Genomic DNA, 24,439 nt, shown 5'->3' with positions numbered 1-24,439 from the left:
CCTCTCAGGAATCCAACCGCTGCGTTTGCATCCGAGAAACAAGCACCTCAGCGGCTGAGCGAACAGCTTCATTGCGGGACTTGTTTTCCAAGAAGCGAACCAGATCGATCAGCTTTGGACGGACTTCGAGGTAGTCAGGCAGATCCTCCATCAGTGTTTTGACCACAGATTGCGGTTCGACCTCAGCTAGCAGCTGCTGAATAGCGATGATCAGATGGCCCAGCCAGGTCGGGCCAATTTCCGTGCTATCGGTTAGCTCACGAGAGCCGAACTCATCAACTTGCTTCAACCGCGAACCATTGGCCGTCATGCTGGCCATGACTTTCGTGTAGTCATTCACGCGGAAGGCCTTGGCAAAGTTCTGGTAGTTGTCCAGCTTTGAGGCGCCGACCGATTCCATATCCAGCATGCGCAAGTAGAAGCGCTGAATGCCATCAATGGCTTGCCAGGTGTCCAGCGCCACCCCTTCAGGCACCAACAAGCTGTTGGCTGCCTCGGAGGCTTGCTGGACGATCTCATCCACCACGGTGATCTCGCCTTTGACGCGGGGCCGCAAGGCGAACGTGGTGACATCGGTCTCACCGATCTTGGTGTAGGCGGTCAAAACTTTCAGAGCTGCGGCATAGCCGGCCATCTGCAGGTCGGCATCATTGAATACAGGCTCACCCATCCGGGCTTCCACCTCATCGTTGAGGTGCATCATCTGCATGATCTGGCTCGCGACTTCATTGCGAACCGCAGGGAGAATGCGCTGCTTGAAGCCGACTTTTTCGCCTGCACTTCGCTTACGCAGCATAAGCGTCACAGTCCCCTGTACGTATCCTCCCTTCTTAAGCTCAGTACTGGTTTCTGTAGCTATGTACCAAGCAGCCACTACCTGGAGCCCTGCCGCCCAGAAGATGCCCACCATGTCCGACCAAACCTCAGTGCTTTGATGGGTAAACATCACACACTGCATTCCGTTGTCCGGCATGTGTTTAGCCATGGCCGAATAAGCGTCGATCATCCCTCGCCGGAAATCGTCACCATCTCCTTTAATCGCCATTGCACGGCGGGAGTCCCACTTCCACTCATTGAAAGGAGCCGGTGGGTTCTTACGCAGCCAAGCTATGAAGAACTCCGCAATCTCGTGATAGCTAACAGCATCCGCATAGGGCGGGTCGGTGATCCACAGCTCGGCGTCCTGCTGAAGACCAACAGCCTCCTTATTCTTGACGGACAGACTGCCTGCAATGCTACTTGCTGCTTCAGTGAGGAACAGGTAGTTCTTACCTGTTACAAACGAGCGAACGCCATAGAAAAAATTAGTGTTGTAGGCTTGGTTGTAGAAAGTCTGCGTAATTGATTCACGCGCAGCCCCAGTGCCGTAACGGCAAAGCTTGCTAGACCAATCCAGCATCTTGGCTAAGGACAAGCACAATGCTGGTTGCACATCGGCAGGCATCCGTTGGATTTGCTCATGCACCAGGGCCGCCACCAAAATCTGGCGAGGACTGAATAAATGGTGCCAGTGTGTCCAGCCTCGCTCACGGAAAAGGCGTGCGGTTTCGTCGCCTGGTTCGATTGCCATGTCCGGCACTACGCCTTGCGTCTGCCATTTGTTTAAGTTTTCAGCGACAAGTTGCTCGACGAGCTGCTCACGTTGAAGGTCTGAGTCAGTTGGGGCGGCAAACCAGGTGTTCTGACGACCAGCATCCAGCGTTTCCTTACTGATCCATTGAATCGCGTACAGGCGCTCCTGAAAGATGTCGTCCGGGAGAGGCTTGAAGTTGAGTTTTTCCCAGCGGCGTAGGCGGTTACCTGTCACCCCACCGGCTTGTCGAAAGTCACCGCGCAGGGTCTTGATGGGGGTGCGATAGGTTTTTCCATCAAGGACATAAACCATGTCGCCATCTTGCACTGTGCCTTTCTCGGCGGAGCTCATCTCTGCCTTGGATGCGCCCGAGATGATTTCGATATCGAAGCGCTTGTTTGTGGGGTCTGGCCTTAAACAGGCAATTGCATTGCGCGTCTTGGACACCGTCCAGGTCGGGGATAGGGGCACCATCCAGCCGGTTTCTGGACAGCGTGCTTCAAGACACCAGAGATATGCCTTAGCACGATTCCCGCTGGCATCATGTTCAATACCCAGCTCGGAGATACGCTCATCGACGGCCTTTGCTAGGATGGTTTGAGCCCGTGTAATTTCTTCACGTCTTTGCTTGGGCGCACCGATGATTTCTGATGTTCCCCAGCTCAACATGCAGGCGATAGGGTTGAGATCGGAAGCGAAGGCGCTACAACCGATTCGCGCAGCCTCGAACGGGATGGAGCCGCCACCCGAGAAGGTATCACCCACGCGCGGGCAATGGCCGTAGCGAAGAATACCTAGCTGCTCCACCAGTTCGGACAAGGATCTTACATTCACCCCCAAATGGGCGTAGTGGCGATTGACCGCAGCCCAAACCGGGGCATAAAGCCATTCCTGATCCAACTCTTCTGGACGCTTGCCCAGGCTGGCCTTTTCCTCATAGCTGGCGTAGGTTTCCAGCAACTTGCGATAGATCACCAGTTTCTCATCGTCACTCAGACTGCGCTGCCAACGCAAAGAAATACCTTCTGCATCCGCCTCAAGTGGGAAACGCATCCAATGAACGTCCCCTCCTGTGACATCACCTCGCTTGATCGTGGCCTTGAAGTAATTCCACGGGTCTTCGAGCTGGATACGCGCTGCAATCTCGGCAGGTGATGCGGCATTGCTGGCCATCGCACGCCGCGCCAAGCCTTCGTCGTCAAAAGCCATCAGTTTTTCAAAGATCGCAAGATCTGCCTGAGCGTCTTCGGTTGGTGGCAGCAAGCTAGCCAGCACGATGGCACGTACCAAGATGAGAGGCTTGCGGCCTTTCCAGTAAGAACCCAACCCGGTAAGCGTTTGACTCTGTACCGAGGTTCGCTCTTGCTGTGACTCAAAAGACACCTTTTGCGCTGGAAATACGGTTTCGATCAGGGCGGGCGCGTCCTTAAGAGAGAAAGGCACCAGCTTTACGGGTGTCATTGCGGTCATTTCGGTCTTCCTTAATCGAACAGGCCCAGCGTTGGACGCTCAGTATCTGGTTTGCGGGATTTCACAGCCTGCGGCTTGAATAGTTCTGTATGCGCTACGTCGCCCAGTGCGTGCCGGAGAGCCAGTCGCCACCCCTTGTTGCTGTCATGCACACCGCCTGTGCTCATGGCGGTCATGCCGAACAGCCACCAGCGCTCTTCAGGGCGCAAGGCCAGCCAGTTGCGTACTGCAACTGGAATCTTCTCGGGGCTCATGTCTTCAACCGCCCAGGCCAGTACGCAAAGCTCTTTGCCAAGCAGGCGATCCACGGGGTTATCGCCCACCTTCCAAGCGCTGACGCGCAGGTTGTGCTCCTTTAGGCGCACATTGAAGGCCCGCTGAACTTCACTGCGAATCGCTGTCCAGCGCGAGCGCTCAATCACAACGCGCTCGATGATGCTGGTTTGCTGATCCTGAGCCTGCAGCCCGAGGCTTTCGATGATGCGAACTGCGCCAGTCGAGCTCTTGGGCACCTCCACCATAAAGTGATGAGGGTCAGTAGTGGCCGGCACACCAAAACCGATGGTAGGGCGCTCAGGAGCCTTGGTTTTTTTGGCCCCACTTATGGTTTTACTCGGGGAACGAGCCATGCCTAAATCCTCTTTACGTACTGCGTTGGCCATGGTCATTCCTCTTGAATCACATCACCAGGGCGCAGTTCAACACCACTGAGTTTGGCGAACTCCTTGGCAGCGAAGCCATTCTCGAAGGCTGCTCCGCTTCGAATCTGCACGGTAACGGTTTCTTGCTCATTCCCGATGGCCTTACGCAGACCGTTAATCGCCGCCTCGATCACGGAAGCCGTAACCCCGCGCTCAGCAAAGTTGATGCTAACGGCGTTCTCACCTTCCCCAATATGGATACGTACCCCCTTGAAGGTAGCCGGCGAGCTTTTGAAACTATTGAGTACGCCGAACACCTTTTCGGTACTGTCGAGCGACACCTTCTTGTTCTCAGCCAACTTTGCCGGCTTGGCATCGTCGATCTGAACCTGTTTGTCGTTGGCAGCTGGGATCTGGAAGTCAGCGGTACGAGTAGCCTCGCCCGAGCAGGCATAGACCATTAGACGGGCAGCCTGCGGGCCAACTTCGAAGGGGTCTCCGTACAGTTCCCCATCTTTAGGGTTCGAGCCATCTAGGGTGTAACGCATATCGGCAGCAGGCATGCAGGAGAGAGTGACCATACGCTTGTCGGCGATGGCCTGGACCTGATGACGCACACGAAGCTCCGCCACCCAGCGCTGTGGCTCACCGGTTTCATGCTTGCCTTCGCTGTCCACTGCCAGGAAGTACAGAGTTGCCGCGTCGGTCGTGAAGTTATCTAGGTCTTCGACCTTCGGATCGCTTGTGCTGACCTTGGCAGTCGGCGCGTAATGAACCACAGGGCTCTGACCGGCATTGCGGGGGATCAGGGCCAAAGTGGTTTCGCCTGTCGCTTCATTTGCGGCATGCACTGTCACGTTCACTGCAGTTTTTTCTGCCGGGAACGGCCCTTTCTCGATGTAGCCGTCAGTCCCTTGTCGCCAGCGACCTTGCTTCAGGGCTTCTGCCTTGAGGGTCTCCATGCCACCGGTGCCGGGCATCCAAGCCCAGATTGGATTGCTTTTGGCGCGCATCAGCACGTCTTTCCATGGCGTTCTGCGGTCATTCGCCGGCCAAAGATCCTCTTCTGCCATCGCCCAGTAGGTACCCGGCTCATCCAGTAGATTGAGAATCAGTTTGTAATTGGCACGAGGGCTGGCCAGGAGCTGCTCAATCTGGTGCTCGGCAGAGTTGGTGCCTTGCCCCATGTTCAGGCCATTATCAATTGTGGCTTGCATGAGTTGGGCATTGCCGGTCATCTCGTCGATGGCTGGGAAGTAGATCCGGTTGTAGGTGCCAGAAAGAGCTTTGTTAAAGCGCTGCTGGGCATCTTCTAGGCGATCACGCGCTTCTTCGAAGAGGCTGTCACCGTCCTTCAAACGCTTGCAGATGGACTCAATTGCATACAGGTCGCGCAGACGATCTTCAACGGTATCGGCGAGGTAGCTGTCCTGACCGGACAGCACCATGAAATTGTTCTTCTCTTGCTGGTACTCGAAGAAATTGACCAGCTCGCTCGGCGGTAGCTTGCCGTCCGGGCGCACTACGATCAGAACACGAGGTCCGCTTAGCTTTAGATCGTCCAGTCGCGGCAGCACCTGTACATCCTGGTAGGCAGCCTTGCTAACCGGCTGCAATACCGCAGTAAGCTTGTTGATCAGCGCCTGATCAATCTTCGGCTGAGGGATGTCGCGAGCATTTCGCTCAATCTGGCGAGAGAGGTTTTCTGTTTCTTTAATGAAGAAACGCTCTTCTTCGCGATGCAGATACCACGCCTGCTCACGCAGTTTCTCCAGAGCGGTCTTGAACTCATCGGACTTACGGTTAGGTGCGGCCAAGAACTCAATGATCTCTGCCTCGGTCAGGCCGATTCGACCACCTACTGCCCGAGAGAATGAGGACGCTAGCAGCAGGGCACCGACCTGCTGGGCGGCATCGCTGCCCAGGTTGGCATCGATTTCTTCTGCGATGGATTGACCATCGTCGGCAATATCGTGGGCCATGGCCGGGCGAAGCGAGTTGGCGATACGGCCGACCTCTTCGCGCACGGCATCGTCGTTCAGGCGCAGGTGTTGTGACCCAACCAGGAAGACATCATCAGTTTCGCGATCATCGACGCTCTTGAGCAAACGCGCAGCGAACTGCATCAAGCCTCGTGTCTGCCGAAAGCCCTCATTCTCCTTGAACAAGGCAACCAGATGCTTGAAGGAGGGGTGGAAGGGGTAGGTTTCCCTGATCTGCTGGGCGACCTGCTCCAGACTGGTCGCGACAATGTATCCACCATCGGCTGCTGCCTTGATGCGCTGGGCATATTCCTCGGCGACATCGTTAATGACGGACTCGTCGGGTAGCTCCAGGATCAGTCGCTTCTTCAGGATCTCGTAGATCTCGTTGCCCGCCAGCTGGACGGGGGTGATGGTGCTGGCTTGGCGACTGGCTTCTTGCTGGAGGTTAGAGATTGCTTCGGCAATTGCCTTGGTCTGAGCCACATAGCTGCCGGATAGATTGGCAATCACAATGCAGCAACGCGGTAACTCCAGAGCAGCGCTCATCAGGCAGCTGAGTGTGTAGGTGCTCACGGTAGCCAGCGTACCGCCACCGATGACAGTAGTGCTCGCGTTTTCAAGGTAGGGCGGCAACTCATCGAGCATGATCAGGGTCGGTTTGTCCCCGATAATTTTCTTCCATCCAGCCTGGTCGACCGCGCGAGGGCCATTGACCCAGTAGGGCTTGATGGCTTCCTCTTCACCTAGTTGGGTAGCGATCTCGCCCCAGATGTAATTCTCAGGGTTGTTACGGCCATTAAATGCAGCTACTCGCACCTCACCGATTTCGATCCGCTTAGCAAGATCAGGCGACAGCACTTCGCTGCGCAGATGCGGGTGTTTGGCCAGCAGGCCGAGAGCGATCATCATGTGGGTTTTACCGCCACCCATTGCCTGGGTCAGCTCGAAAACTGCCTGATCTGATTTGCCATCCAGCCGCAGCATCCCCTCGCGAAAGAGCTGCTCCATGCCCGAGGTGATGTAGTTTCGTGCAAAGAACTCACGCCCATCACCCTCATCAGAGATGAGCGCAGAAAGGTTCTCGATCCCTTCGCTCATCCGGTAGTCGCGAATGATTGGGTTGAATGTGCATGCCTGCTTGACTGTCTTGAGCATCTGCTCGACTCCCTGAGAATTACTTAATCGTTGCTCGACTGACTGGAGGGGGTGGTGGGCTTGGGAATGGAAAGTTCCTGGCTCACCTGCTGCAGAAACCACTCGCGCATGGTCAACCCACGCGCCTTGAGTGCGGCGTAGATCTGCTGCTTTTGGGCAGGATCAACCTCGATCACAACGCGATTGCTAGTTTTCATGGGCGTGAGTACCTGGCTTGGGCCTGTAACGTGACGTGATGTTACATGAGGCCGAAGGGAAGCAGCGAGGGATTGGGGGCGGAGAACCGCAAATTGGCCATCGAACCGGAGCACTGGCTTTCCCTTCTCGCCTACCCGCCACTTACTTCTCGATGTAGCGGTCACTGAAGTCCACTGCGCCGGGCTTCTCGGTCAGAGCAGGAACATCCATAACCAGCTTATCGAGCTTCAATTGGCTCAGACCAAAGGCAACGGAAAGGCGGTCATATTCAGCACGGGGCAGTCCTGGCGCCACTAATCCTCGCGGCTTCTGTAACGGTTTCGGAGTAACACCAAACCAGCTGAACCCTCGCGCAGAATGTAGGTCGCCCCTCAGCTTGGCGTAAAACCCCAAACGACTGCCGCCACCACAGAGAAACATGGGCATACCAGCCATTTGTTGCCTGTCGAGTAGCCTCTCATTTGCCACGTGAAGGTAGGTATCTTGGACAACTTGGCGGCTCACCTGCGCATAAAAAAGCTGATCGAGACTTCGACCTTTGAACTGGACATCAACCCCGCTGAAGTACCCATCTACCCTATCGGGAAGGGCCTCCTCGGCATCAGTCAAGTGACTGATGGCCTGCACGGCCTGTCGCAGGTCCGGCCTATCCGGAAGCTTTTGCACCAGCGCCGACTGCAGCCAATCCATACGCTTCTTGTGAAAATTCATCACTCCATGGGGCTCAACCGTGGTTCTAAAAATGACCAAGCTGTCTTTGCGCTGCCCACTCTTGCGCTCGACACGAAACACAGAGGCATCCAGTGTTCCCGCACCTACATCAACCATTAGATAGATATTGCTGGCGTGAGGGTCGTAGGCACCTGAACTGACGAAGCCATAAATTTGCGCAGCAATTTCTGGCTCCACCCTTACTTCAATGTCTTCGCTGTCACACTCAGCCTCGGCACCGCCGCACAAGGCTTCTGCTCGTTTTAGTGCTAGGCCTATCGTCTCTGGCGTCAACTGCCTCTCGGTCGAGGCGATCCAGGCCGCAGTGCTTACCAGTTGGTAAAGTCTTACAGTTTTTTCGTCACGGCGACTTGCAACTGGTAGCCCAATAGCAAGATCCCAGACGATGGCTCCTGAGTAGGTTTCTCCGTGAGTGCTCAGCAACCAGCCTCTGATCATCCTCAGCGCCAGGGCAAGAAACCCAACGACAGGCATTTGAGCTTGCAACGACTCGGCGTTAGCTAACAAAGCAAGCTTGAGATCCTGATAGGCCTGGCCCTGCCCTTCCAGGCTGTATCCGTTTTCGCCCAGATAAACCCTACACGGCAGCAGGTAGCCCTCAACGCCCTGGATATCTCTGAACGGAACTGCGTATGTAATCTGCCTCTCCCCGTCACTGATGACGGCCTTGAGCGTCGAGCTGCCAAAGTCCAGTCCCAGGCACAAGAACTTTTCGTCAGTGCATTTGTTTAACTGAGTCTCATACCCCCCCAGCGGCCACTCCATGAGAGAGGCTAGCCGACCATGCTGGAGCGTATGCCAAGTAACGCAGGCCCCAGCGGTGGCGGTGATCGAGTAGTCGGGATCACTGCGCAGACTCTCAGCAGAGCCCCCTTTACCCCCCTCAGCCCCATAAGATTGGGCCGCAACCTTGCTGGTAGCTCCCTTGGCGACTGACTCCGGACTTGACCAACGCGTGATGCAGATTCCGTTGGCCGTCACCGTAACTTTTTTGCCGTTTTGTTCTGGAGCCGACTTTGCAGGCTGATTGACTTTCTTCCTGGCAGTCTTGGGCCGGGCCTTTCGTTCCTTATTGGCATCTGGCCGGGTAACTTTCTTCTTTCGCTGATCCAGTACCGGAACGGCCTTTTTCTTCGGGGTCTCCGGTAAAGGCACACCGGCTTTCTCAAAAGCTTCTTTGAATATTCCTGCGAGCTTCATGTGACCTCCTTGTCAACCGATCTTGATGACTCCAGCTGTAACGAAGTGGTTCTCAGCCTCAAGCTTTTGTTTGAGGAGCAACTCGGCCTCACGCTGTTCTCGTCGTTTCAATGCAGCATCACGCTTACCCTTTTCAGCCGGGATCATGCGTTCTTTACCAGACTGCCGGAGAGCGACCATACGCTCATTGATACGCTTGACCTCCAAGTCACAGCGGTCGCGAATCAGCTTGATTAATAGATTGACGCGGTCGTTGTTCTCATCTCGCATTGCCTGCCTGACATCCCTAAACTGGTCAGCAATCTGGCCGCGGCACTCTTCGTAGGCATCTACTACCGAATTCGGCACCAGCAGATTTTTTGCTGCAGGCCAATCCTCCCCTGCTAACGCGGCGAGATTCACTAGCTGCTCGGCGCGCTCTGCTTCCAGTCCATTCTCGCTATCAAGCTCCTTGGCGGCATAGACCAGTCGCTCATTCGTCTGTGCGCCACTAAAGCTCCAACGCGAAACGACGAAGGCGTAAATACCAGGTTCAATACCTTCCGATGCCAAGCGCGACAGCTGGACAGCACTGATGGGATAACGCTGGTTGGCTTGATCCTGGCTACCGAGCTGACTGGTAACGAAGCGCACCAATGGATGATCTTGAGCCACACGTTCAAAACGCGAAGAAGGTGCACGATGGCAGTTCTCGAACAGTACCGGGAGCGCCCTGGCATCAAGCAACTGCGTATGCCCTTGCAGTCCCTTATCCTGAATAAACTGACTGAGTTGCACCCGCAGATCCATCGACAATTCGACGCTGTACAGTTCCAGCTCATCATCTACAGGGATGAAGCGAGTACCCGGGTAGGTGTCCAGAATGAAATCGGTCACATAGGCATGTAAATCATCAGAGCGCACGTAACGCCCCAATTGCTCAGCCGCACGTACCTTGTTCATGATGAAGTCGCCATGAGCCACCAAATTTGGAGCCTCGGCCTCTAAACGCTCCTGCCTAAGCTTGGTTTCGGCAAGGGCCTGCAGATTGTTTTCGATACGTAGCGTTTCTTCCTCAGGACTAAGCTGATGACTGAAAAGCTCCTTGGTCATCTTTTTGATGACGCGCCCGATGATGGACTCCATGCTGCCGAGCGCCTGCCGGAAGATATCCAGGCGCATCAGCAGTCGATCATAGATGCGCTCATCAATGGTGTTTGCATACATTAGGTTCCAGATGAGTATCTTGTCGGATTGCTGGCCAAGCCGATCAATTCGACCAATCCTCTGTTCGATCTTCATCGGATTCCAGGGCAGATCGTAGTTCACCAACAGAGCGGAGAACTGCAGGTCGACACCCTCCGAGCCGACCTCGGACGACAGCAACACCTGGGGCCCTGTATCGGCTTTGAAGGCCCGCAGTATCGCGTCTTTGTCATCGCCCCCTTGAAGAACGACGCAGGAGATACCGTCCTCGCTCAGACGCTCATGCAGGTAGGCAAGGGTCTGCCGGAAGAATGAGAAGAGCACGATCTTTTTCCCAGGGAACTGCGCACAGTATTTACGCAGATGTTCTCGTAGCAGCCGATACTTGCTGTCATGCAGTCTCAGCTGCTCGTAGTCACCAACTGATTGCGAGATCTCAACTAGCTGCTCAATCAGGCTGCCGAGGATCGGGGGCTCTTCGACCTCATCATCACTTTCGTCCTCTGACAGTTCGTACATCGCTTCGTCAAGGCCAGCCATACGCCCACGGTTGAGCTTTTCCTGCCAAGCACGACAAGCAGCGGGCATACAGCTGGCCATCTGGCGCTGCGGTGTCGTAAGAATGAACCCCGTTAAGAGACCGTTCTCTTGACAGTATTCACGTACTCGTTGAGTCACCTGATCGTAGAAAGCTTGCTCAACTTCGTTGAGCGGTGCGCGAAAATCCAGGGGAACACGAATGACCCGATTCTCTTGCACTTCGCGCTTAAGCGTTCGCGTAACAACTTTGCTCAGCGGATGCACCCGATCGAGTCGGTCCGCAATCTCGGAGCGGCTATGAGGCGCTTTGAGCTCTTCGTCTGAAGGCGGCTGATTGAGCATGGACGCAAGCTGCGCGCTTTCATCCAGGAACTGGTTGTCCATGGCTTGACGTATAGCTGCACAGAACTCATCACGATTAACTCGACCGGCCAGTACCGCATCACGCAATTGCACGATAGGACGTGTGACGGCCATGCTCAGGTCAAACAAGTACTCGTGCGGAAAGGCCGACTCATCAAGCAGCTTCAGCAAATTGAACAAATCGGTGTCTGCTAACTGGATAGGTGTTGCGGAAAGCAGAACAAGATTTTCCACGAGAGGCCTGAGCAGATGGCCCAGAAGATTGGTCTTGGTTCCCGTGTTGCGCAGGTAGTGAGCCTCATCTATCACCAGCAAATGCAGCAACGGATCACCGGCTGGGTCGGCATCCTCCAGGAAACGAGCCAGCTTGGCCGCACCCTGCTTATTGTTTAAGGCGTCATAATCGCTTGGTGGACGCAGCCCTTGCATACTGGCGATCAATGCAAAGTCCTGCATTGGCCTGCCTCTAACGCTTTCGAGACGCTCGCGCAGCTCATCGGCATTGACCAATTCAGCCTTGATGCCAAACCGGTTTAACAATTCCTCACGCCATTTGTTGCGCAGCACCGCAGGACAGATAACTAGTAAGCGCCGCGCATCGAATCGAGCTCTTAGCTCTGTCCAGATCAACCCCGCCTCAATTGTTTTTCCCAGGCCGACCTCGTCGGCTATGAGAATGCCGTTGCTGGGTGAATCCAAGAACTGAAGTACAGGCTTAAACTGATGCGGGTAGAAGTCCGTATTGGTGGTCTTCAAGCTGTAAATGAGGTTCGCCAGCTTGCCACTCAATCGATGGTGCGTAATAGCTGTCCGCAGATTCTTTGATAAGGAGTAACGACCTGCGTTGAAGCAAGCCGTGGGACTGTTGCTCTCTTGTAGGATGGGATCCAGAGCACTAGGCGGGAAATGATCCTCTGTGCCATCCAGAAGGAAAACTTGAAGGCGGAGACGCCGCCCACTTCCTTCAGTTCCAGCACCGACAATGCCCATTCGCGCGGGATTATCCCTCAGCAGCACCTTTGTGCCCGGCTTAAGCTCATTCATATTCCCTTTCTCCGCAGCACCTGCGCTCGCAACCCCAGTTACTTTCTAATGCTTCTTGCCGGTGCCAAATTGGCAGGCATTAGACACATAACATCAACTGGCCACCACTCGCATCCTGCCTAATCAGCCAGAAATTGTCATCTGCCGCGGCTCAAGCTGCTTGGTGCTGCGGTCGACGTCGATGGTGGTGAGCGCCTGGCTTGCTGACGCAGAAGTCGGGGCTTCTGTGCCCAACAGTCACCACTGCGCCATCTACCACAACCACATATACCTTCTGGGCCTTCTCGGCCAACTGCCGTTCAGCCGAGGAGAGCTTGAGCAACAGTCGCTTCAAGCGCGCTCGGTCGAAGAAGTACACCTGCGCTCCACGATTCCAGGTATGGCATCCAAATTCGAGAAGCCACTGGACCTGCTGCTGCCGAATACCGCGTTGACTGCATCGATGTATGGCATGTGTGGTGTACTCCATTGCCCGTCTCCTCTGCGCTGTGACAACCCATCCTGTTTGAGTTAGGCCTCCATGCCGGTGGCTCCATCCAGCTCATCCAGTGGGCATAGCTGCAGGATATGTCGCCCAACTGGACGCACCAATAATGGGCTTTCATACAGGTCAAGTATTCAGGCAGGTTGACAGCCCCTGAGGATGCTTTCGGTCAGAAACGGGGCAGCCTGCCGGGGAACCCGTGCGGATTGATGACGCACACGGTTCAACCCGGTAGAAGTGTTGAGTCTCTAGCTTTCGAATAACGGAATTGTCGTTGCGTAGCGCGCTGGCGCAGCCCACCACCTGTGGTCTGATGGGGCAGTGCATAGTACGGCCCAGTACAGGCTCTACCATTTGCAGGGAATCACTGGTGCACAAAGCCGGAGAAGCTGGCCTGTGAGGGCTCAAGCCTCTTCGTCATGCTTGACGCGGTACTTAACAAAGGCGATGTACTTCGCAAAGCCGAAGTTGATTATGGGCTTGCGCTCCGAGCCGGCAAGCCATCCCATGACAAGGAAATAGGCCCCCTCGAGCTCATCCAAACTTTTGAGGCGGAACGCCTTGAGCATTTCCTCTTCAAGGTTCTCATCTCTGACGAGCAGGCTTGGTTCAGTACGGTAATCCCCGCAGTTGAGCCAGACCTCGCCCTCCTTCCGGTTGACGTTGGTGACCAGCCCCCAGAACAAGCGAACCGTACCGAGTTCGATCCCAGCAAGCTGTCGCTGATGGGAGAGCAACTTACGGACTTCCCCTTCCAGAGCGACTCGACCACCGTCAGTTGTGATCCGGATCGAAACATCATCCTCTGGGTAGTCGGGGTTCTTGATCAGGCACGACAGGATCTGCCGGAGTGATTTGTTGATCGGGTAGTCTGCAGCGTTTGCGTATTTCCGCTGTAGCACGCCCCACGGAGAATCGACGGGCTGCCGTTCTCTGGGCTCTGGAACCAGGATTTCCTGGGGTTTGCGCTTATCTAGATCGACATTGATGCGCGTCGTGTCCGTACCTTCATCTGGCTCAGCCCCTTCATCGTCAACAACCAGTACCACCGTCTTGATCTGGCAACCGTCTTGGTGGTGCGCGGCGAAGCAAGCAACACGCTCCCGACCGCCACTGACTGAACTTCTTACGAACCAGGCACTGGCCTCGCACTCTGAGCACTCAATATTGCCCGCGTACTTCTCGACATCCTGCTGGTACTGAAATGGCGTCACGGGGCTCTGATCAAGACGGTAGGTAACAGATTGCATTCACACTCCAGATGATTGCTGCCCAAAAGCCGCTGCCGCAGCGGATACCCCGAAAAATATGTAGCCTTTCGAGATACATCTAGCGTGTTTACCCGTACAGGTAAAGTTTTCAAGCACATGTCTTAACAACGTTACTTGATCGGCTACATGATCGCTTACTTGATCGGTCGATCTTTCTGCAACCTAGTTGAGACTCGCCAACCATGGGCGAACGATCGCCTTGCGCTCATCCAAGCTCAGCGTGGCCACCCCGCCCTTCACCAACGCTGTCTTGTCACCGGTATGGGGGTTGGTAACGTAGGTGCTGATGCTGGGTAACGTGTTCGGGTTTGCGCTCCACCGAAGGTTAAATGCCGCAAGTCTGGGAAACCAGAACTGGCTGGCATACGGCAGGTTGTCGTGAATCCACCAGGCCAGCGGTGTCCAGTCCTTGCGCTCCTCATACCAAGGCAGTAATGCCGGCACCACGATGCAGGCAGTCGCGCCCAGATGCCCTTCAGCGTCCGGATAATCCCATATGTGCTCCGCGTAGTTTTTTTCGTTGGCAGCACAGCTGTACTGGTTGTTGTTCTCGGCTCCCTTGGCGTTGACTGCCGGCGCTCGGTAAGCCGAGCGAATGTGGATCCGTCCAAAGCGCTCCTGCAGAGGCTCCAACAACTGTCCGCACAGTCCTCGACCGGCTTCGATGGCGCGGTCCGGATACTCCGGAATATTGGGGATGCCCTCGATCTGGCTGATTTCCGAGTAAAGGAAATCCCGCATAAAAAAGTGCTTGGATAGCCGGACGCGCCCCAGGTCCTCGAGCGCCTGTACCGTTGCTGGTTTTTTCATCCTGTTTTGCTCCTTGGCAGTACTCACGCCTGCTGCTCAGCTGGCATCTGGGAGATCAGGTTGAGCTCCAGATCCGCCCGGTCGACCCAGACCTCGTTCAGCTCGCCTTTAACCGCCACGCCCAACTGACGGAAATCACTGACTTGCTTGACTAGGTTAGCCTTGCCACTGACCAACTGATCGCAGGCTTTCTTGTAGGCATCCTGCGCCTTATCCAGGCTGTGGCCGATGGCGTCCATACTGCCGAGAAAGGTGCGCAGCTTGTCGTATACCTTGCCGGCGCGCTCGGCTAACTCGGCGGAGTGCTTGTTCTGGTCCTCGAAACGCCACAGCTGGCGCACGATGTTCAGGCTGGTCAACAGTGTGGTTGGCGTCGCCACCAGCACGTTCTGCTCGATGGCCCTCTGGAACAATGTCTCGTCCGCCTTCAGCGCCTCGACGAAAGCCGATTCGATGGGCACGAACATAAAAACCATCTCAGGCGCATTCAGACCCGGCAAGTCAGAGTAGCTGCGATCAGAGAGCTCTTTGATACGTTGCCCAACGGCCGTCACGTGCTCGGCAAGCGCCATGCGTCGCTCGGCATCGTCCTCGGCATTGATGTAACGGGTGTACGCGTTGAGCGAGACCTTGGCATCGATGATCAGGTGCTTGCCTTGAGGCAGGTAAACGATCACATCGGGGCGCTGGCGATTGATCTCACCGGTGAAGCTGACCTCCCGCTTGAAGTCCTTGCCGTTGACTAGGCCGGAGCGCTCCAGGACATTCTCCAGAATCAGCTCACCCCAATTGCCCTGCGCTTTCTTCTGCCCTTTCAGCGCTGTAGTGAGATCCTGAGCCTCCTGGGTGATCTGTCGATTCAGCTCTTTTAGGTGATGCAGCTCCTGGGTCAATGCAGCCTGCTGCTGAATATCCTTGTGGTGAATATCTTCAACCTTGGTGCGGAAACCCTCGATCTGCTCGCGGAAGGGTTTAAGCAATGCGTCCAGTGACTGTTGGCTGTGCTGCGAGAACGCCTGGCCTTTGGCTTCGAAGATCTGGCCAGCGAGCTGCTCGAACTCTAGCTTGAGCTGGTCGCGGCTTTCCTTCAGCAGCTGCTGCTGTTCGGCAAAGTGCTGCTGCTTTTGATCGAGCGTGCTGCTCAGCGTGGCATGCTCCTTGGTCAGGGCCGCAAAGCGATCCTGCAAAACGTCGTGAACTTGCTGCAGCCGGACACTCGCCTGCTTGAGCTCATCATGCTGCTGAAGCAGTTGACCATACTGAGCACGAGCGGCGCTGGCAGCGCTCTGCACCTCGGCCAGTTGAGCGGATTGATCGCGATATTCGGTACGCAAGCGACTAGCCTCTTGCTGAGCGAATTCAACCTGCCGCTGAAGCTGCTCAACATGAGCCTTCTCCGCCCGCAGACCAGCACTCAGCTCACGGAGCTCATCGTCTTTCAGGTGAGATGCAGCCATATGCTGCTCCAGTTGCGACTGACAGACCTGCAAGGCTGTAACCGCCTCACGACGGCGCAATACCTGCCAGTAGACTGCAACACCCGCCAGCACAACCAGCAACAAACTGCCGCTAATTACCATCCACGACAACCCAATCATGTTCATGCTTTGACACTCCCTCTATCCGCCAGCCCAACGGGCGGCTTGAATGATAATGTCAAGGTATGTAACTTTAGACGACGCATCTAGAGTGTTTACGCGTACAGGTAAAGTTTTCGAGCAGATGGAGAGGCCATGAAACGCAAGCAATCAATCGAATCCGTGCGCTGGGATCTGGCGTTGCGCTATCGCCTGATCGAGACAGTGGCCTGGTGGGAAGGCCGTCTGACCACCAATCACCTGATTCAGAGCTTCGGCATCAGCCGCCAACAGGCGTCGAAAGACATCAACTCCTACATCACCGATTACGCGCCAAAGAATCTGGAATATGACAAGCATCTAAAGGGGTATGTACCCAGCAGGAATTTCGCGCCGCTGTTCATCGATGACAGCGCCAGCGCCTACCTACACCTGCTCAACCAGAATCACGACCGTGCGCCACACGTTGAGGGCCTAGCATTGGCCTATGCGCACACCGAAGTGCTGCAGGTGCCGGATCGCACGGTACGCCCGGAACTACTGCGCCCGCTTCTGCGCGCCTGCCGCGAGGGGCTGCGCTTGGAGTGTGAGTACGTATCCTTCACTACGCCGGATGCAGAGACACGCTTGATCGCTCCGCATACGCTGATTTACACCGGCATGCGCTGGCACGTGCGCGCGTACTGCGAGAAGAATCGCGATTACCGGGACTTCGTATTGAGTCGCTTCCGCGGCTTGCCTGAGCTTATGGATGACCCTTCAGCCAATGGACGCGATCAGGATGCAGGCTGGAGCACTCAGGTGGCAGTGGTGATCGAACCGGACTCACGACTAAAGCCGGAGCAGAAGGTAATCATCGAGACCGACTACGGGATGCGCGAGGGGCAGTTGGTGATCGAAACGCGCGGTGCCCTGGTGCAGTATGTCCTGCAGCGCTACCAAATCGACCCGACCAAGGTGCACGCCAAGGCAACGGCACAGCAGATCGTGGTCGCCAACCTGGATGAACTGCAGCCCTGGCTATACCACTAGCAGCTGTTGAGTCCCATCAAGGACTGGCTGAGTCGGTTATGGCTGGCAAGACATTTTCATTTGGTCTTGCAGCATCACGATCAACATCAACGACGCGAGGACCGCACCTTGGAAACAGCACAATGGATCGCCTTATTCAAGCAAGCCTTTTGCTCAATGGACAAGAAACTTGAGCAGGTTCTGCAGCTAAACAGCTGCCGTGAGCATTGGATACAGGCTGAAATCAGCCTGCACGCCTGGTTCGAAGAAAACATTGAAATATGGACCGATCTCCCAATAGGCGGAGGCCGAAAAGCTGATCTTTATGCCCGAGATGAAAGCGGCGCGACATCCATGGTCGCTGAGGTCAAATGCCTGGGCGACGCATCGCAAGCCAAGTGTCTAGAAGGGGATTGGTCCGTACGAGCCGATATCGAAAGACTTAGCTCCTTTAACACCTCAACCCGTTTATTCGCGCTGGTGATTGCTAAAGGTGAGCAGGAAAGCAATACCGGTAAACGTCTTCGCACTGATACGTGGGTGGAAGGGCGCGAATCCATCAACCTAGATTTGGGGCATGCGTTGATTCGGATATGGGCCTTATAACCTTGCCTACCAATGCGTCGACCATCTCCATCACCTGAATCCGGCCGGCTCAATCAGATAGCACGACCACCGTAAGCAAGCCGTGCCAACCCAATCATCAGCAACATCGAACCCAGCAGCACCAGGTACTCACTCAGTGAGCTCAGCATGATCATGGAAAGCCTCCTCGGTAATGACGAGATGACCATAACCTCGATCCCCACGAGCCGCGACACGTAAACTTTCCGCCTGTAAAGCTTTCGGGCACATCCGAACCAGCACTAGCCTCCGGTCATTAACGGCCCTTGGCAGATTGGTAAGCGGTCTCGCGCTTGCGCTTGCCAACGGCAACCAGCACGACCACCACGCGTTCATCTTCGACGCGGCATACCAAGAGACAGCCCGATACGCGCGGCTTGATTTTGCACTGCCCCGGCATGCCCCTGAGGGCGTCAGCCTGAACTTTGGGATCGCGCAGTTTCTCCTTGATCTGCTCGCGCACTGTATGGCCGAGCTTCAGCCATTCCTTCAGTGCCGAGGGCAGAAACTCCAGCTCAGAGCTCCTCCAAGCGCACCGGGATAGGCTCCTCACCCGAGAGAGCGTTCCCCACCTCGAGCAGCTCCAGATCATCCAGGCGCTCCATCAGTTGCTCATAAAACTCTGCCGGCACCAGGTATCCCATGACGCGATTGTGATTGAGCACGGCGACAGGCCTACTACCAGCGCCAGCCAAGATGCGCTGCATATTTAAGCCCCCAAATAAGACCTAAATCCTGGTCACCATAGCCAGCTTTGCTGCGCTGGATCGACGAGCAGGCCACTGCTGCCGTCAGTGCCTAGTACAAGCCCGGTTGCCAAGGCCTACGCCAGGTAGACGCCGCTTAAAGTAAACCCCGCCAAACCTCGCTGCGCTCGATGACTCGGATAAACGCCTGAGCGCTGAATCCGTTCGGATAAAGTGTGGCGATCGCCTCCTCTTCCTCCGCGTCCTGGTCAAACGCCCTCAGGTAATGCGGCTCATCACGCAGCGCGACCTCCAGGACTTCTCGGGATACCACAAGAGCACCATCAACAATCTCTCCATCCAGCTCAATCGAGGTATCCACAACCCAGGCGTGCAAGTGTGGCAACGGATCGGAAATCTCCAGCCCCAGCGCGTCACGCAAGTTAGCGTCAGCCAGCAATGCAGAGAGCAACGCAGGGCTTTTACGCTTCAACTGTCTGGCAGCCTTACGTAACGTATTCGTGCGGTGGAGCCAGACTTCATGACCGTTGGAGCGGATAAATCCAGATTTGATCTCGAGCAATAGCAACACGCCTTTGAGGCACGCCAGCACATCGATCTCTCCTGCATCGCCCTCATCCTTGCGAGGCGGCTGGTAGCCCACCACCACCCGGAAACCTAGCTGCCGAAGAGACGCAGCCAGTTCGCGCTCGACGCGCTCTGTTTCGGAGCGAAGCTCAGGTCTGCGCGGATCTACTCGACGCAAATTGTTTACCGCGGCTGTGAGGCTATTCTGTCTTCCCGCAACCCAAGGAAACTGAAAGCTGAAGCGGCCGATTTTGTAGAACGGCCTCTCGTAGAGTCTGGGCGTCGGTTGATTAGGCGCTTGCTTGGTTTGCTCGGACAGCGCCTGAAGATCGCTGGTCCAAAACTGCAGAATGGCTTTGGCGGCCTCTGGATCACCTGCGGGATGCTCATCACTGACCGTCCACGCGCGGATCCGCGCCACTTTCTCCGGCAACTCCGACCAGGTCATGGGAAAGCGGTTCTCTCCCTGCAGCAACCCCTCAAAAGCCAAACGCCCCAGTGCCGCTATGGGATCATCGGAGTCAGCCAGGTATCGCCGATAAGGTCGCAGATAGGCCTGCTCGAAAAAGGCGTTAGTCAGCTCACTGGCCAGCATGGCGTGATGCAGCGAGACCTCCGTCCCATTGTTAAGCCTGATGCTTTCGCCTAGCCCAAAAACCACCTGCAGATAGAGCTGGCTGCGAATCGCTTTGATGTAGGCAAGCTGGTTGGCTTCATGGTTTTCAGCACTCCCGATGACCTGCCCAGCCAGCTCAGAAGCCGCAAAGACATCGACCGCACGACGCATCCAGTAGCACCATAGCAGCTGGCTTTTTCGCTCAGTGCGCTGCCAGCGCAGGGTACCCTCGTCTGTTTTGTTGAAAATGACTGATTGCCCAGGCTGAAGCCGGTAATCGCATTCACTATCGAAGCAAAACCAGTCGATGGAGCGCTCATAGTCAATGAGCTCGCGCGTTGCATCGATCATCACGCCGACTGCTTCTAGGTTCGCCGCACACTCCGCACCCTCCCCGGGCTGCGGAAACAACATGGGCGACAGATGCTGCCTCAACGAACGGCCAAGCACATCGGCAGAAAGCCGAAAATCAGACTCGCCACAAGACTTCAGCTTACGCAGGATGATCCGCGCGTAAGCAAGCCAATCCATGCCTGCTGGATCGTCACCAGCATCCCCGAGACGGGCGTAGGCCAATACGCTGAGATAGGAAAGCAGCTCCAATAGCGTCAGAGACTGCAGTTGTCGCTCAGCACTCTTGATCACGGCTTCAAAGGGTTCCAGCTGCAGCAGCAGACGCTCGCAAACTCCGAAGAACGTCTGCCACTGCTCGCAAGTGCAGTTTTCTTTAAGGTGAATCCAGAGAGGCGAATCCCTACGGGTGAAAAGCTTGGAGTAGCGAATGGCCCAGCGCAGCTGATCAGGGTGATGAACTGCCAGGTGATCCAACAGCTCAGTACTGATCACGTCGTCAAAATGCAGTACACGCGCAAGCGCCAGACTGGCCAGAGCAGCTCCCTCAACATTTGCGGGCTGCCACCAGAAATCGGCGCCAGCCAGCCCAGAGGCACGATGCCTCTGGGTGTACTTTCCGCTTGGTCGTTGATCGAGAAAGTCATGCAGACACTCATCAAGCGCAACGCCGCATGCCGGGTAGCGCGCATACCCTGCGAACTGCGTCTGGTAGTAGTCCCTGCACCGCAAGTTAGGCGCCACTAGCACTCCCCGGGGCAATAGCAGCGGAGGCTAGAGCCACCTGACCAGCAGCCGATGAGCCCGTGCAATGCCTAACGTGCAAAAACTCAGCCTTCTTGCTCAGCACGTAGCACCTCAGCCCAGAAAGAATCGATATCGATCGTACGCGCGCCCTGATCGAGCCCAAGCCGGCGCAAATCGAGTGTCCAGCTCAGCGATCGAGCAGAATATCCCGCTATAGGAACAATCGCCCCCAGCTCCTCCAAAACAGCAGCGAGCTTACTGGTATTGGGCGGATTGGCGCCGGTCGCCTGAAAGTAGGCTGCCCCCATGCCTTTTGGGGCAGTGCCATCACGAACATCGGTAGCGCTGTTTGCAAGGGGGAACGCACTCGAGCCAAAGTCAGTCCAGAGCTGCATCAAGGTTGAAGAGATGTCCGCCAACGTAAAGGTCGGACCACCCTCGATAGCAATGCCACTGTCCGTCAGTTTGTAGCGAAAGGGATTCCCCTTGCTTAGCGTCTGACAGTCGTTCCAAAAACTATCGGCCTCATCTTCTTGAGCGCGGTGTATGACCTGCTCGGAAATCGCCGCGGATGCGCCTGCCTGAGTAGCATCCAGGTCATACCCAATCATGAAAAGCGCAGCTTCAAGCGCCCTTAGACGAGTATCAAAACACTCGATCTGATTGAATCGACTGTTCTGCGCCGCAGGCTGCTCCAGCACGTCACTGAGCAACCAACTGGCTTTCAGATTCCAGGCAGCATGGTTAGCTCCTGACTTTAACCTCGGAAAGAAAAATTCTGACTGGCCTGGGTTACGCCGTTTAGGGGACGGGTCATTAGCTGCGCTCTTTGCAGGAGCCCACGGGAAACGAAGCTCTTGCGGCACCTCCGACAGCCCAGCGGCCTGACAAAACTTCACAACGGCCCAACCCAACGCCGCAGCAACACGGCTGTCATAAATAACGAAGCGGTCGCAGATGAGTGAATAGACCTTGGTCATCCCGGCATTGAACCGGAGATCTTTGGCAACTAGCAGAGGATGATCGGTGCTTCCTGCATCCAAGGCTTGCCTAGTACTGGATAGAATTTGAGGGAGATTGGCTTGGTTCGCATGCAGCCAACGTACGTTACCAGCACGTACGCCACCCCATGTCATGACGTCGACTGCAGCCGTTACAACCGAGTGATCGCTTCCCTGGGATCTCAAAGCGCTCTGAAGATCCTGACTGAGCGCCTTAAGAGTGGCTGCGCTGGATTCGAAAGTGGTGCCTGTCGGCTCTCCGAGACGCTGATTGCCTGGATGCGGCCAGTGATACTGGGCATAAGCATCATAAAGGCTGTCGCAGCGCCAGCTGCATCCCGAACGACGGTTCGTGTATTGGTGCGCGAAGGTATCGCCGTCGAGGTTCTCACTCATCCATTTGACGAAATTCGCTACCGCGGGAGTCTGTAGGTAGGTGCTCTTTTCCATTCGTGACGTCCTTGAAAATAATCTTGAATCAACCTGGTTGCTGCGCCAGATCAAAGTCTGAGGCTTGGAATAAGTCAACTGTTCTCAGCAAGGCGCAAGCTAGAAACCTCATCTGCATCCCTCATCGCGATCGCCGTGTTACTCCCCTGCTCAATAGCGAAATCACGCCAGAAGCTGTATAGCCGACGCTCGGGATCAGGTGGTGAATGGAACGGAGAACTGTAGAGTTCAATAAGTGCTTCGCTCGCGCACCGCTCACCGAGCATTGCGGACCACTGCAACCAGTACACCCCGCAGGCCATGTCGTGCTCTGTCGATGATTCATTCAGTGCCAGTCGCCCACGATAAAAACCTGCCAGCACATCCCCCTCTTCGACCGCCCGTTTGTACCAGAGCATGGCCCTGCCATGGTCGACCATGACACCTTCGTCACCCTCTTCGTAGATTGCTCCCAGCGCCAGCGCAGCACCTGGAACACCATGCTCGAATGCTTGCTCGTAGTAGTCGATGGCAAGAGCAGGATTCGTGACCATCCCCTTGCCGTAGTAAGCCTGCTCAGCCAGGTTGAAGAATGCTTCGCCGCTGCCCTCGACAGCAGCTAGCTTGAACAGCCGCCTGGCTAATATCGGGTCAGATGCCAAGCGCGTTCCATTGAGCCATAACCAGCCCAAATCATTCATTGCATCGGGGTCGCCATCAACGGCCGCAGCCCTCAGGCAAGCGTATGTTTGATGAATCTCGATCGGGTCAACCAATCCCAGCAGTGAATTGGCCGCTTTGACTTCGTGCAGATTGGCAAACCTGGCCTGCCCTGCCAGCTCCGCGGTACGCAAGGATGGAATCCCAACTCCGCTGTAGAGGCGCTGCATCTCACCCGGCGCGACAACCGCAACCTGCTCAGGTATCGGGAGCAATGGCTCCAGCAGATTGAACACACAGACCGATTTGCTCATGCTGCAACCCTATCGTTGATCGCAGGGCTATTTTCCATGAGTCTTGCGACACCTCATGTCGTGTTGAGCACAAGGATGCAAAAGTGGATCAGCTATTTCGCCAGGACCTGATTCTGGGAATTCTTCCCGGCAAGGAAAACGCGTTGGGCAGTACAGCCATTCGTGAGCGCGTGGCTCGGCAAGGCCTGAATGTCGACCTGAGGACGATCCAGCGGGACCTGAGCGATCTGAAGGAAAAATACCCTCATGTACACAGCAGAAAAGACGGACGCTCGACGCTGTGGTGGGCGGAAAAGTCCCTTTCCCGTCTGTCGATGCTTCCCACAGATGCCATGAACCTAGCCATGATCATGGATCACGCCACGCGTTTTGGGATGGCTGCGCAAGTCGAACGACTGGCCTCGCTTCGTGATTACGCTGCCTCCCTGCTCAAAGGCAACCGGCCCAGTCAGGATATTTCCAACAAGATCACCAGCAACACGCGCTTCATCACCTTGCAGCCCAGCGTGGTCAAACAAGAGGTACTGGACGTTATTCAACAAGCGCTTCTGGACGGCATGTCAATCGAAGCGCTCTACCAGAAGCGTGGCGCTGATGAGCCCAAGCTGCTCCAACTGAAACCGCTGGGGCTGTCCTATCAAGATTCGAACATCTATCTCTCATGCGTATTCAAGGGGTTGCCCCAAGGCAATATTGCTGCGTTGCCCCTGCATCGTTTCAGAACCGCACGCACGATATTCGAGGATATCGCTGCGCCAGAGGACTACGACATCAATTCAGTCCCCGCAATGCGCAGCCTGGTGGGGCTGAGAACCGATCATCCTGTCCAGATCCGACTCCGCGTCAGTCACACCTTGAGCGAGCGCCTGCAGGAGAACCCTCTCACTGATGACCAGACTCTGGAACCGGAAACGACGGACTGGTGGCTTATGAGTGGCAGCATCCACCTCAGCCAGGGTTTGGACCTGTGGCTGCTGAGCCAAGGTGAACATCTGGAAGTTCTCGAGCCCACCGCCCTTCGTGCGCAAATCGCAGCGTCGGCTAAGCGCATGGCGTCTCTTTATGCCGGCGAGTGATTGCGACACAGGACGTCGCCCTTCGGCAGCATCATGTCTCCACCTTAAATATGGAGACTTGCTGATGAAATCCTACTCCGCCTCTTTACAACGTGTCGTGGCGAATGC

General features: G+C 55.7%; 17 protein-coding genes. 3 read left to right on the top strand and 14 right to left on the bottom strand.

All coding sequences use genetic code 11. The features are described 5' to 3' along the window. Positions 1-4: 4 nt before the first annotated feature. From PCLY_RS22390 to PCLY_RS22350, 9 genes are all read right to left on the bottom strand, one after another. The gene (locus tag PCLY_RS22390) at positions 5-3,043 is read right to left on the bottom strand and encodes an anti-phage-associated DUF1156 domain-containing protein (RefSeq protein ID WP_031634906.1); all 3,039 of its coding nucleotides are present in this window, start codon (positions 3,041-3,043) and stop codon (positions 5-7) included. Positions 3,044-3,054: 11 nt separating this feature from the next. Beyond that, positions 3,055-3,705 carry an anti-phage-associated DUF3780 domain-containing protein gene (locus tag PCLY_RS22385; RefSeq protein ID WP_078459551.1) on the bottom strand — a complete coding sequence of 217 codons (651 nt, stop codon included), beginning with the start codon at positions 3,703-3,705 and terminating at the stop codon, positions 3,055-3,057. A 2-nt stretch (positions 3,706-3,707) separates the two neighbouring features. Then, positions 3,708-6,824 carry an anti-phage-associated DUF499 domain-containing protein gene (locus PCLY_RS22380; RefSeq protein WP_031634902.1) on the bottom strand — a complete coding sequence of 1,039 codons (3,117 nt, stop codon included), beginning with the start codon at positions 6,822-6,824 and terminating at the stop codon, positions 3,708-3,710. A gap of 23 nt (positions 6,825-6,847) precedes the next feature. Next, complete coding sequence (locus PCLY_RS25080) at positions 6,848-7,021, bottom strand: hypothetical protein (RefSeq protein WP_162954805.1); 174 nt, start codon at positions 7,019-7,021, stop codon at positions 6,848-6,850. A 142-nt stretch (positions 7,022-7,163) separates the two neighbouring features. Then, a complete protein-coding gene (locus PCLY_RS22375) occupies positions 7,164-8,954 on the bottom strand; it encodes a hypothetical protein (protein WP_061242431.1) in 1,791 nt (596 codons plus the stop codon). A 12-nt stretch (positions 8,955-8,966) separates the two neighbouring features. Beyond that, positions 8,967-12,086: an SNF2-related protein gene (locus tag PCLY_RS22370; protein WP_061242429.1), complete on the bottom strand. Its 3,120-nt coding sequence runs from the start codon at positions 12,084-12,086 to the stop codon at positions 8,967-8,969. 888 nt (positions 12,087-12,974) lie between these two features. Next, on the bottom strand, positions 12,975-13,820 hold the full coding sequence (locus tag PCLY_RS22360) for a hypothetical protein (RefSeq protein ID WP_031634897.1): 846 nt from the start codon (positions 13,818-13,820) through the stop codon (positions 12,975-12,977). A 183-nt stretch (positions 13,821-14,003) separates the two neighbouring features. Next, on the bottom strand, positions 14,004-14,651 hold the full coding sequence (locus PCLY_RS22355) for a hypothetical protein (RefSeq protein WP_061242424.1): 648 nt from the start codon (positions 14,649-14,651) through the stop codon (positions 14,004-14,006). 23 nt (positions 14,652-14,674) lie between these two features. Beyond that, a complete protein-coding gene (locus PCLY_RS22350) occupies positions 14,675-16,255 on the bottom strand; it encodes a DNA recombination protein RmuC (RefSeq protein WP_231740201.1) in 1,581 nt (526 codons plus the stop codon). 129 nt (positions 16,256-16,384) lie between these two features. Here PCLY_RS22350 and PCLY_RS22345 point away from each other — a divergent pair, with 129 nt between their 5' ends. Further along, the gene (locus PCLY_RS22345) at positions 16,385-17,260 is read left to right on the top strand and encodes a WYL domain-containing protein (RefSeq protein ID WP_004350178.1); all 876 of its coding nucleotides are present in this window, start codon (positions 16,385-16,387) and stop codon (positions 17,258-17,260) included. Between the two features lie 108 nt (positions 17,261-17,368). Next, positions 17,369-17,845, top strand: a complete 477-nt coding sequence (locus PCLY_RS22340; RefSeq protein ID WP_061242559.1) for a hypothetical protein — start codon at positions 17,369-17,371, stop codon at positions 17,843-17,845. Between the two features lie 274 nt (positions 17,846-18,119). On the opposite strand, the gene PCLY_RS22335 is transcribed toward PCLY_RS22340, so the two are convergent. From PCLY_RS22335 to PCLY_RS22315, 5 genes are all read right to left on the bottom strand, one after another. Continuing rightward, entirely contained in the window at positions 18,120-18,455 is a 336-nt protein-coding gene (locus tag PCLY_RS22335; RefSeq protein ID WP_082768138.1) for a type II toxin-antitoxin system RelE family toxin, read from the bottom strand. After that, on the bottom strand, positions 18,379-18,570 hold the full coding sequence (locus PCLY_RS22330; protein ID WP_061242422.1) for a type II toxin-antitoxin system Phd/YefM family antitoxin: 192 nt from the start codon (positions 18,568-18,570) through the stop codon (positions 18,379-18,381). The genes PCLY_RS22335 and PCLY_RS22330 overlap by 77 nt, the downstream gene beginning before the upstream one ends. Before the next feature lie 136 nt (positions 18,571-18,706). Beyond that, complete coding sequence (locus PCLY_RS22325; RefSeq protein ID WP_061242420.1) at positions 18,707-20,848, bottom strand: NERD domain-containing protein; 2,142 nt, start codon at positions 20,846-20,848, stop codon at positions 18,707-18,709. A gap of 86 nt (positions 20,849-20,934) precedes the next feature. Further along, positions 20,935-22,302, bottom strand: coding sequence for a hypothetical protein (locus PCLY_RS25075; RefSeq protein WP_197432226.1), 1,368 nt, complete (start codon positions 22,300-22,302; stop codon positions 20,935-20,937). Between the two features lie 74 nt (positions 22,303-22,376). After that, positions 22,377-23,255, bottom strand: coding sequence for a tetratricopeptide repeat protein (locus PCLY_RS22315; protein WP_061242419.1), 879 nt, complete (start codon positions 23,253-23,255; stop codon positions 22,377-22,379). A gap of 83 nt (positions 23,256-23,338) precedes the next feature. Here PCLY_RS22315 and PCLY_RS22310 point away from each other — a divergent pair, with 83 nt between their 5' ends. Further along, positions 23,339-24,331 (top strand): helix-turn-helix transcriptional regulator, encoded by a 993-nt coding sequence (locus tag PCLY_RS22310; RefSeq protein ID WP_061242417.1) that lies wholly within the window; start codon positions 23,339-23,341, stop codon positions 24,329-24,331. Positions 24,332-24,439 lie beyond the last annotated feature (108 nt).

The sequence above is a fragment of the Ectopseudomonas composti genome, assembly GCF_001567565.1.
Lineage (GTDB): Bacteria > Pseudomonadota > Gammaproteobacteria > Pseudomonadales > Pseudomonadaceae > Aquipseudomonas > Aquipseudomonas composti_A.
The sequence above is the reverse complement of the archived record's forward strand: the minus strand, read 5'-3'. Positions and strand labels throughout refer to the sequence as shown.

What these genes read in the sequence shown, in the direction of transcription:
- PCLY_RS22390 (WP_031634906.1), bottom strand. Translation starts at nt 3,043, where the DNA reads ATGACCGCAATGACACCCGTAAAGCTGGTGCCTTTCTCTCTTAAGGAC.
- PCLY_RS22385 (WP_078459551.1), bottom strand. Translation starts at nt 3,705, where the DNA reads ATGGCCAACGCAGTACGTAAAGAGGATTTAGGCATGGCTCGTTCCCCG.
- PCLY_RS22380 (WP_031634902.1), bottom strand. Translation starts at nt 6,824, where the DNA reads ATGCTCAAGACAGTCAAGCAGGCATGCACATTCAACCCAATCATTCGC.
- PCLY_RS25080 (WP_162954805.1), bottom strand. Translation starts at nt 7,021, where the DNA reads ATGAAAACTAGCAATCGCGTTGTGATCGAGGTTGATCCTGCCCAAAAG.
- PCLY_RS22375 (WP_061242431.1), bottom strand. Translation starts at nt 8,954, where the DNA reads ATGAAGCTCGCAGGAATATTCAAAGAAGCTTTTGAGAAAGCCGGTGTG.
- PCLY_RS22370 (WP_061242429.1), bottom strand. Translation starts at nt 12,086, where the DNA reads ATGAATGAGCTTAAGCCGGGCACAAAGGTGCTGCTGAGGGATAATCCC.
- PCLY_RS22360 (WP_031634897.1), bottom strand. Translation starts at nt 13,820, where the DNA reads ATGCAATCTGTTACCTACCGTCTTGATCAGAGCCCCGTGACGCCATTT.
- PCLY_RS22355 (WP_061242424.1), bottom strand. Translation starts at nt 14,651, where the DNA reads ATGAAAAAACCAGCAACGGTACAGGCGCTCGAGGACCTGGGGCGCGTC.
- PCLY_RS22350 (WP_231740201.1), bottom strand. Translation starts at nt 16,255, where the DNA reads ATGAACATGATTGGGTTGTCGTGGATGGTAATTAGCGGCAGTTTGTTG.
- PCLY_RS22345 (WP_004350178.1), top strand. Translation starts at nt 16,385, where the DNA reads ATGAAACGCAAGCAATCAATCGAATCCGTGCGCTGGGATCTGGCGTTG.
- PCLY_RS22335 (WP_082768138.1), bottom strand. Translation starts at nt 18,455, where the DNA reads ATGATCTGGAGCTGCTCGAGGTGGGGAACGCTCTCTCGGGTGAGGAGC.
- PCLY_RS22330 (WP_061242422.1), bottom strand. Translation starts at nt 18,570, where the DNA reads ATGCAGCGCATCTTGGCTGGCGCTGGTAGTAGGCCTGTCGCCGTGCTC.
- PCLY_RS25075 (WP_197432226.1), bottom strand. Translation starts at nt 22,302, where the DNA reads ATGGAAAAGAGCACCTACCTACAGACTCCCGCGGTAGCGAATTTCGTC.
- PCLY_RS22315 (WP_061242419.1), bottom strand. Translation starts at nt 23,255, where the DNA reads ATGAGCAAATCGGTCTGTGTGTTCAATCTGCTGGAGCCATTGCTCCCG.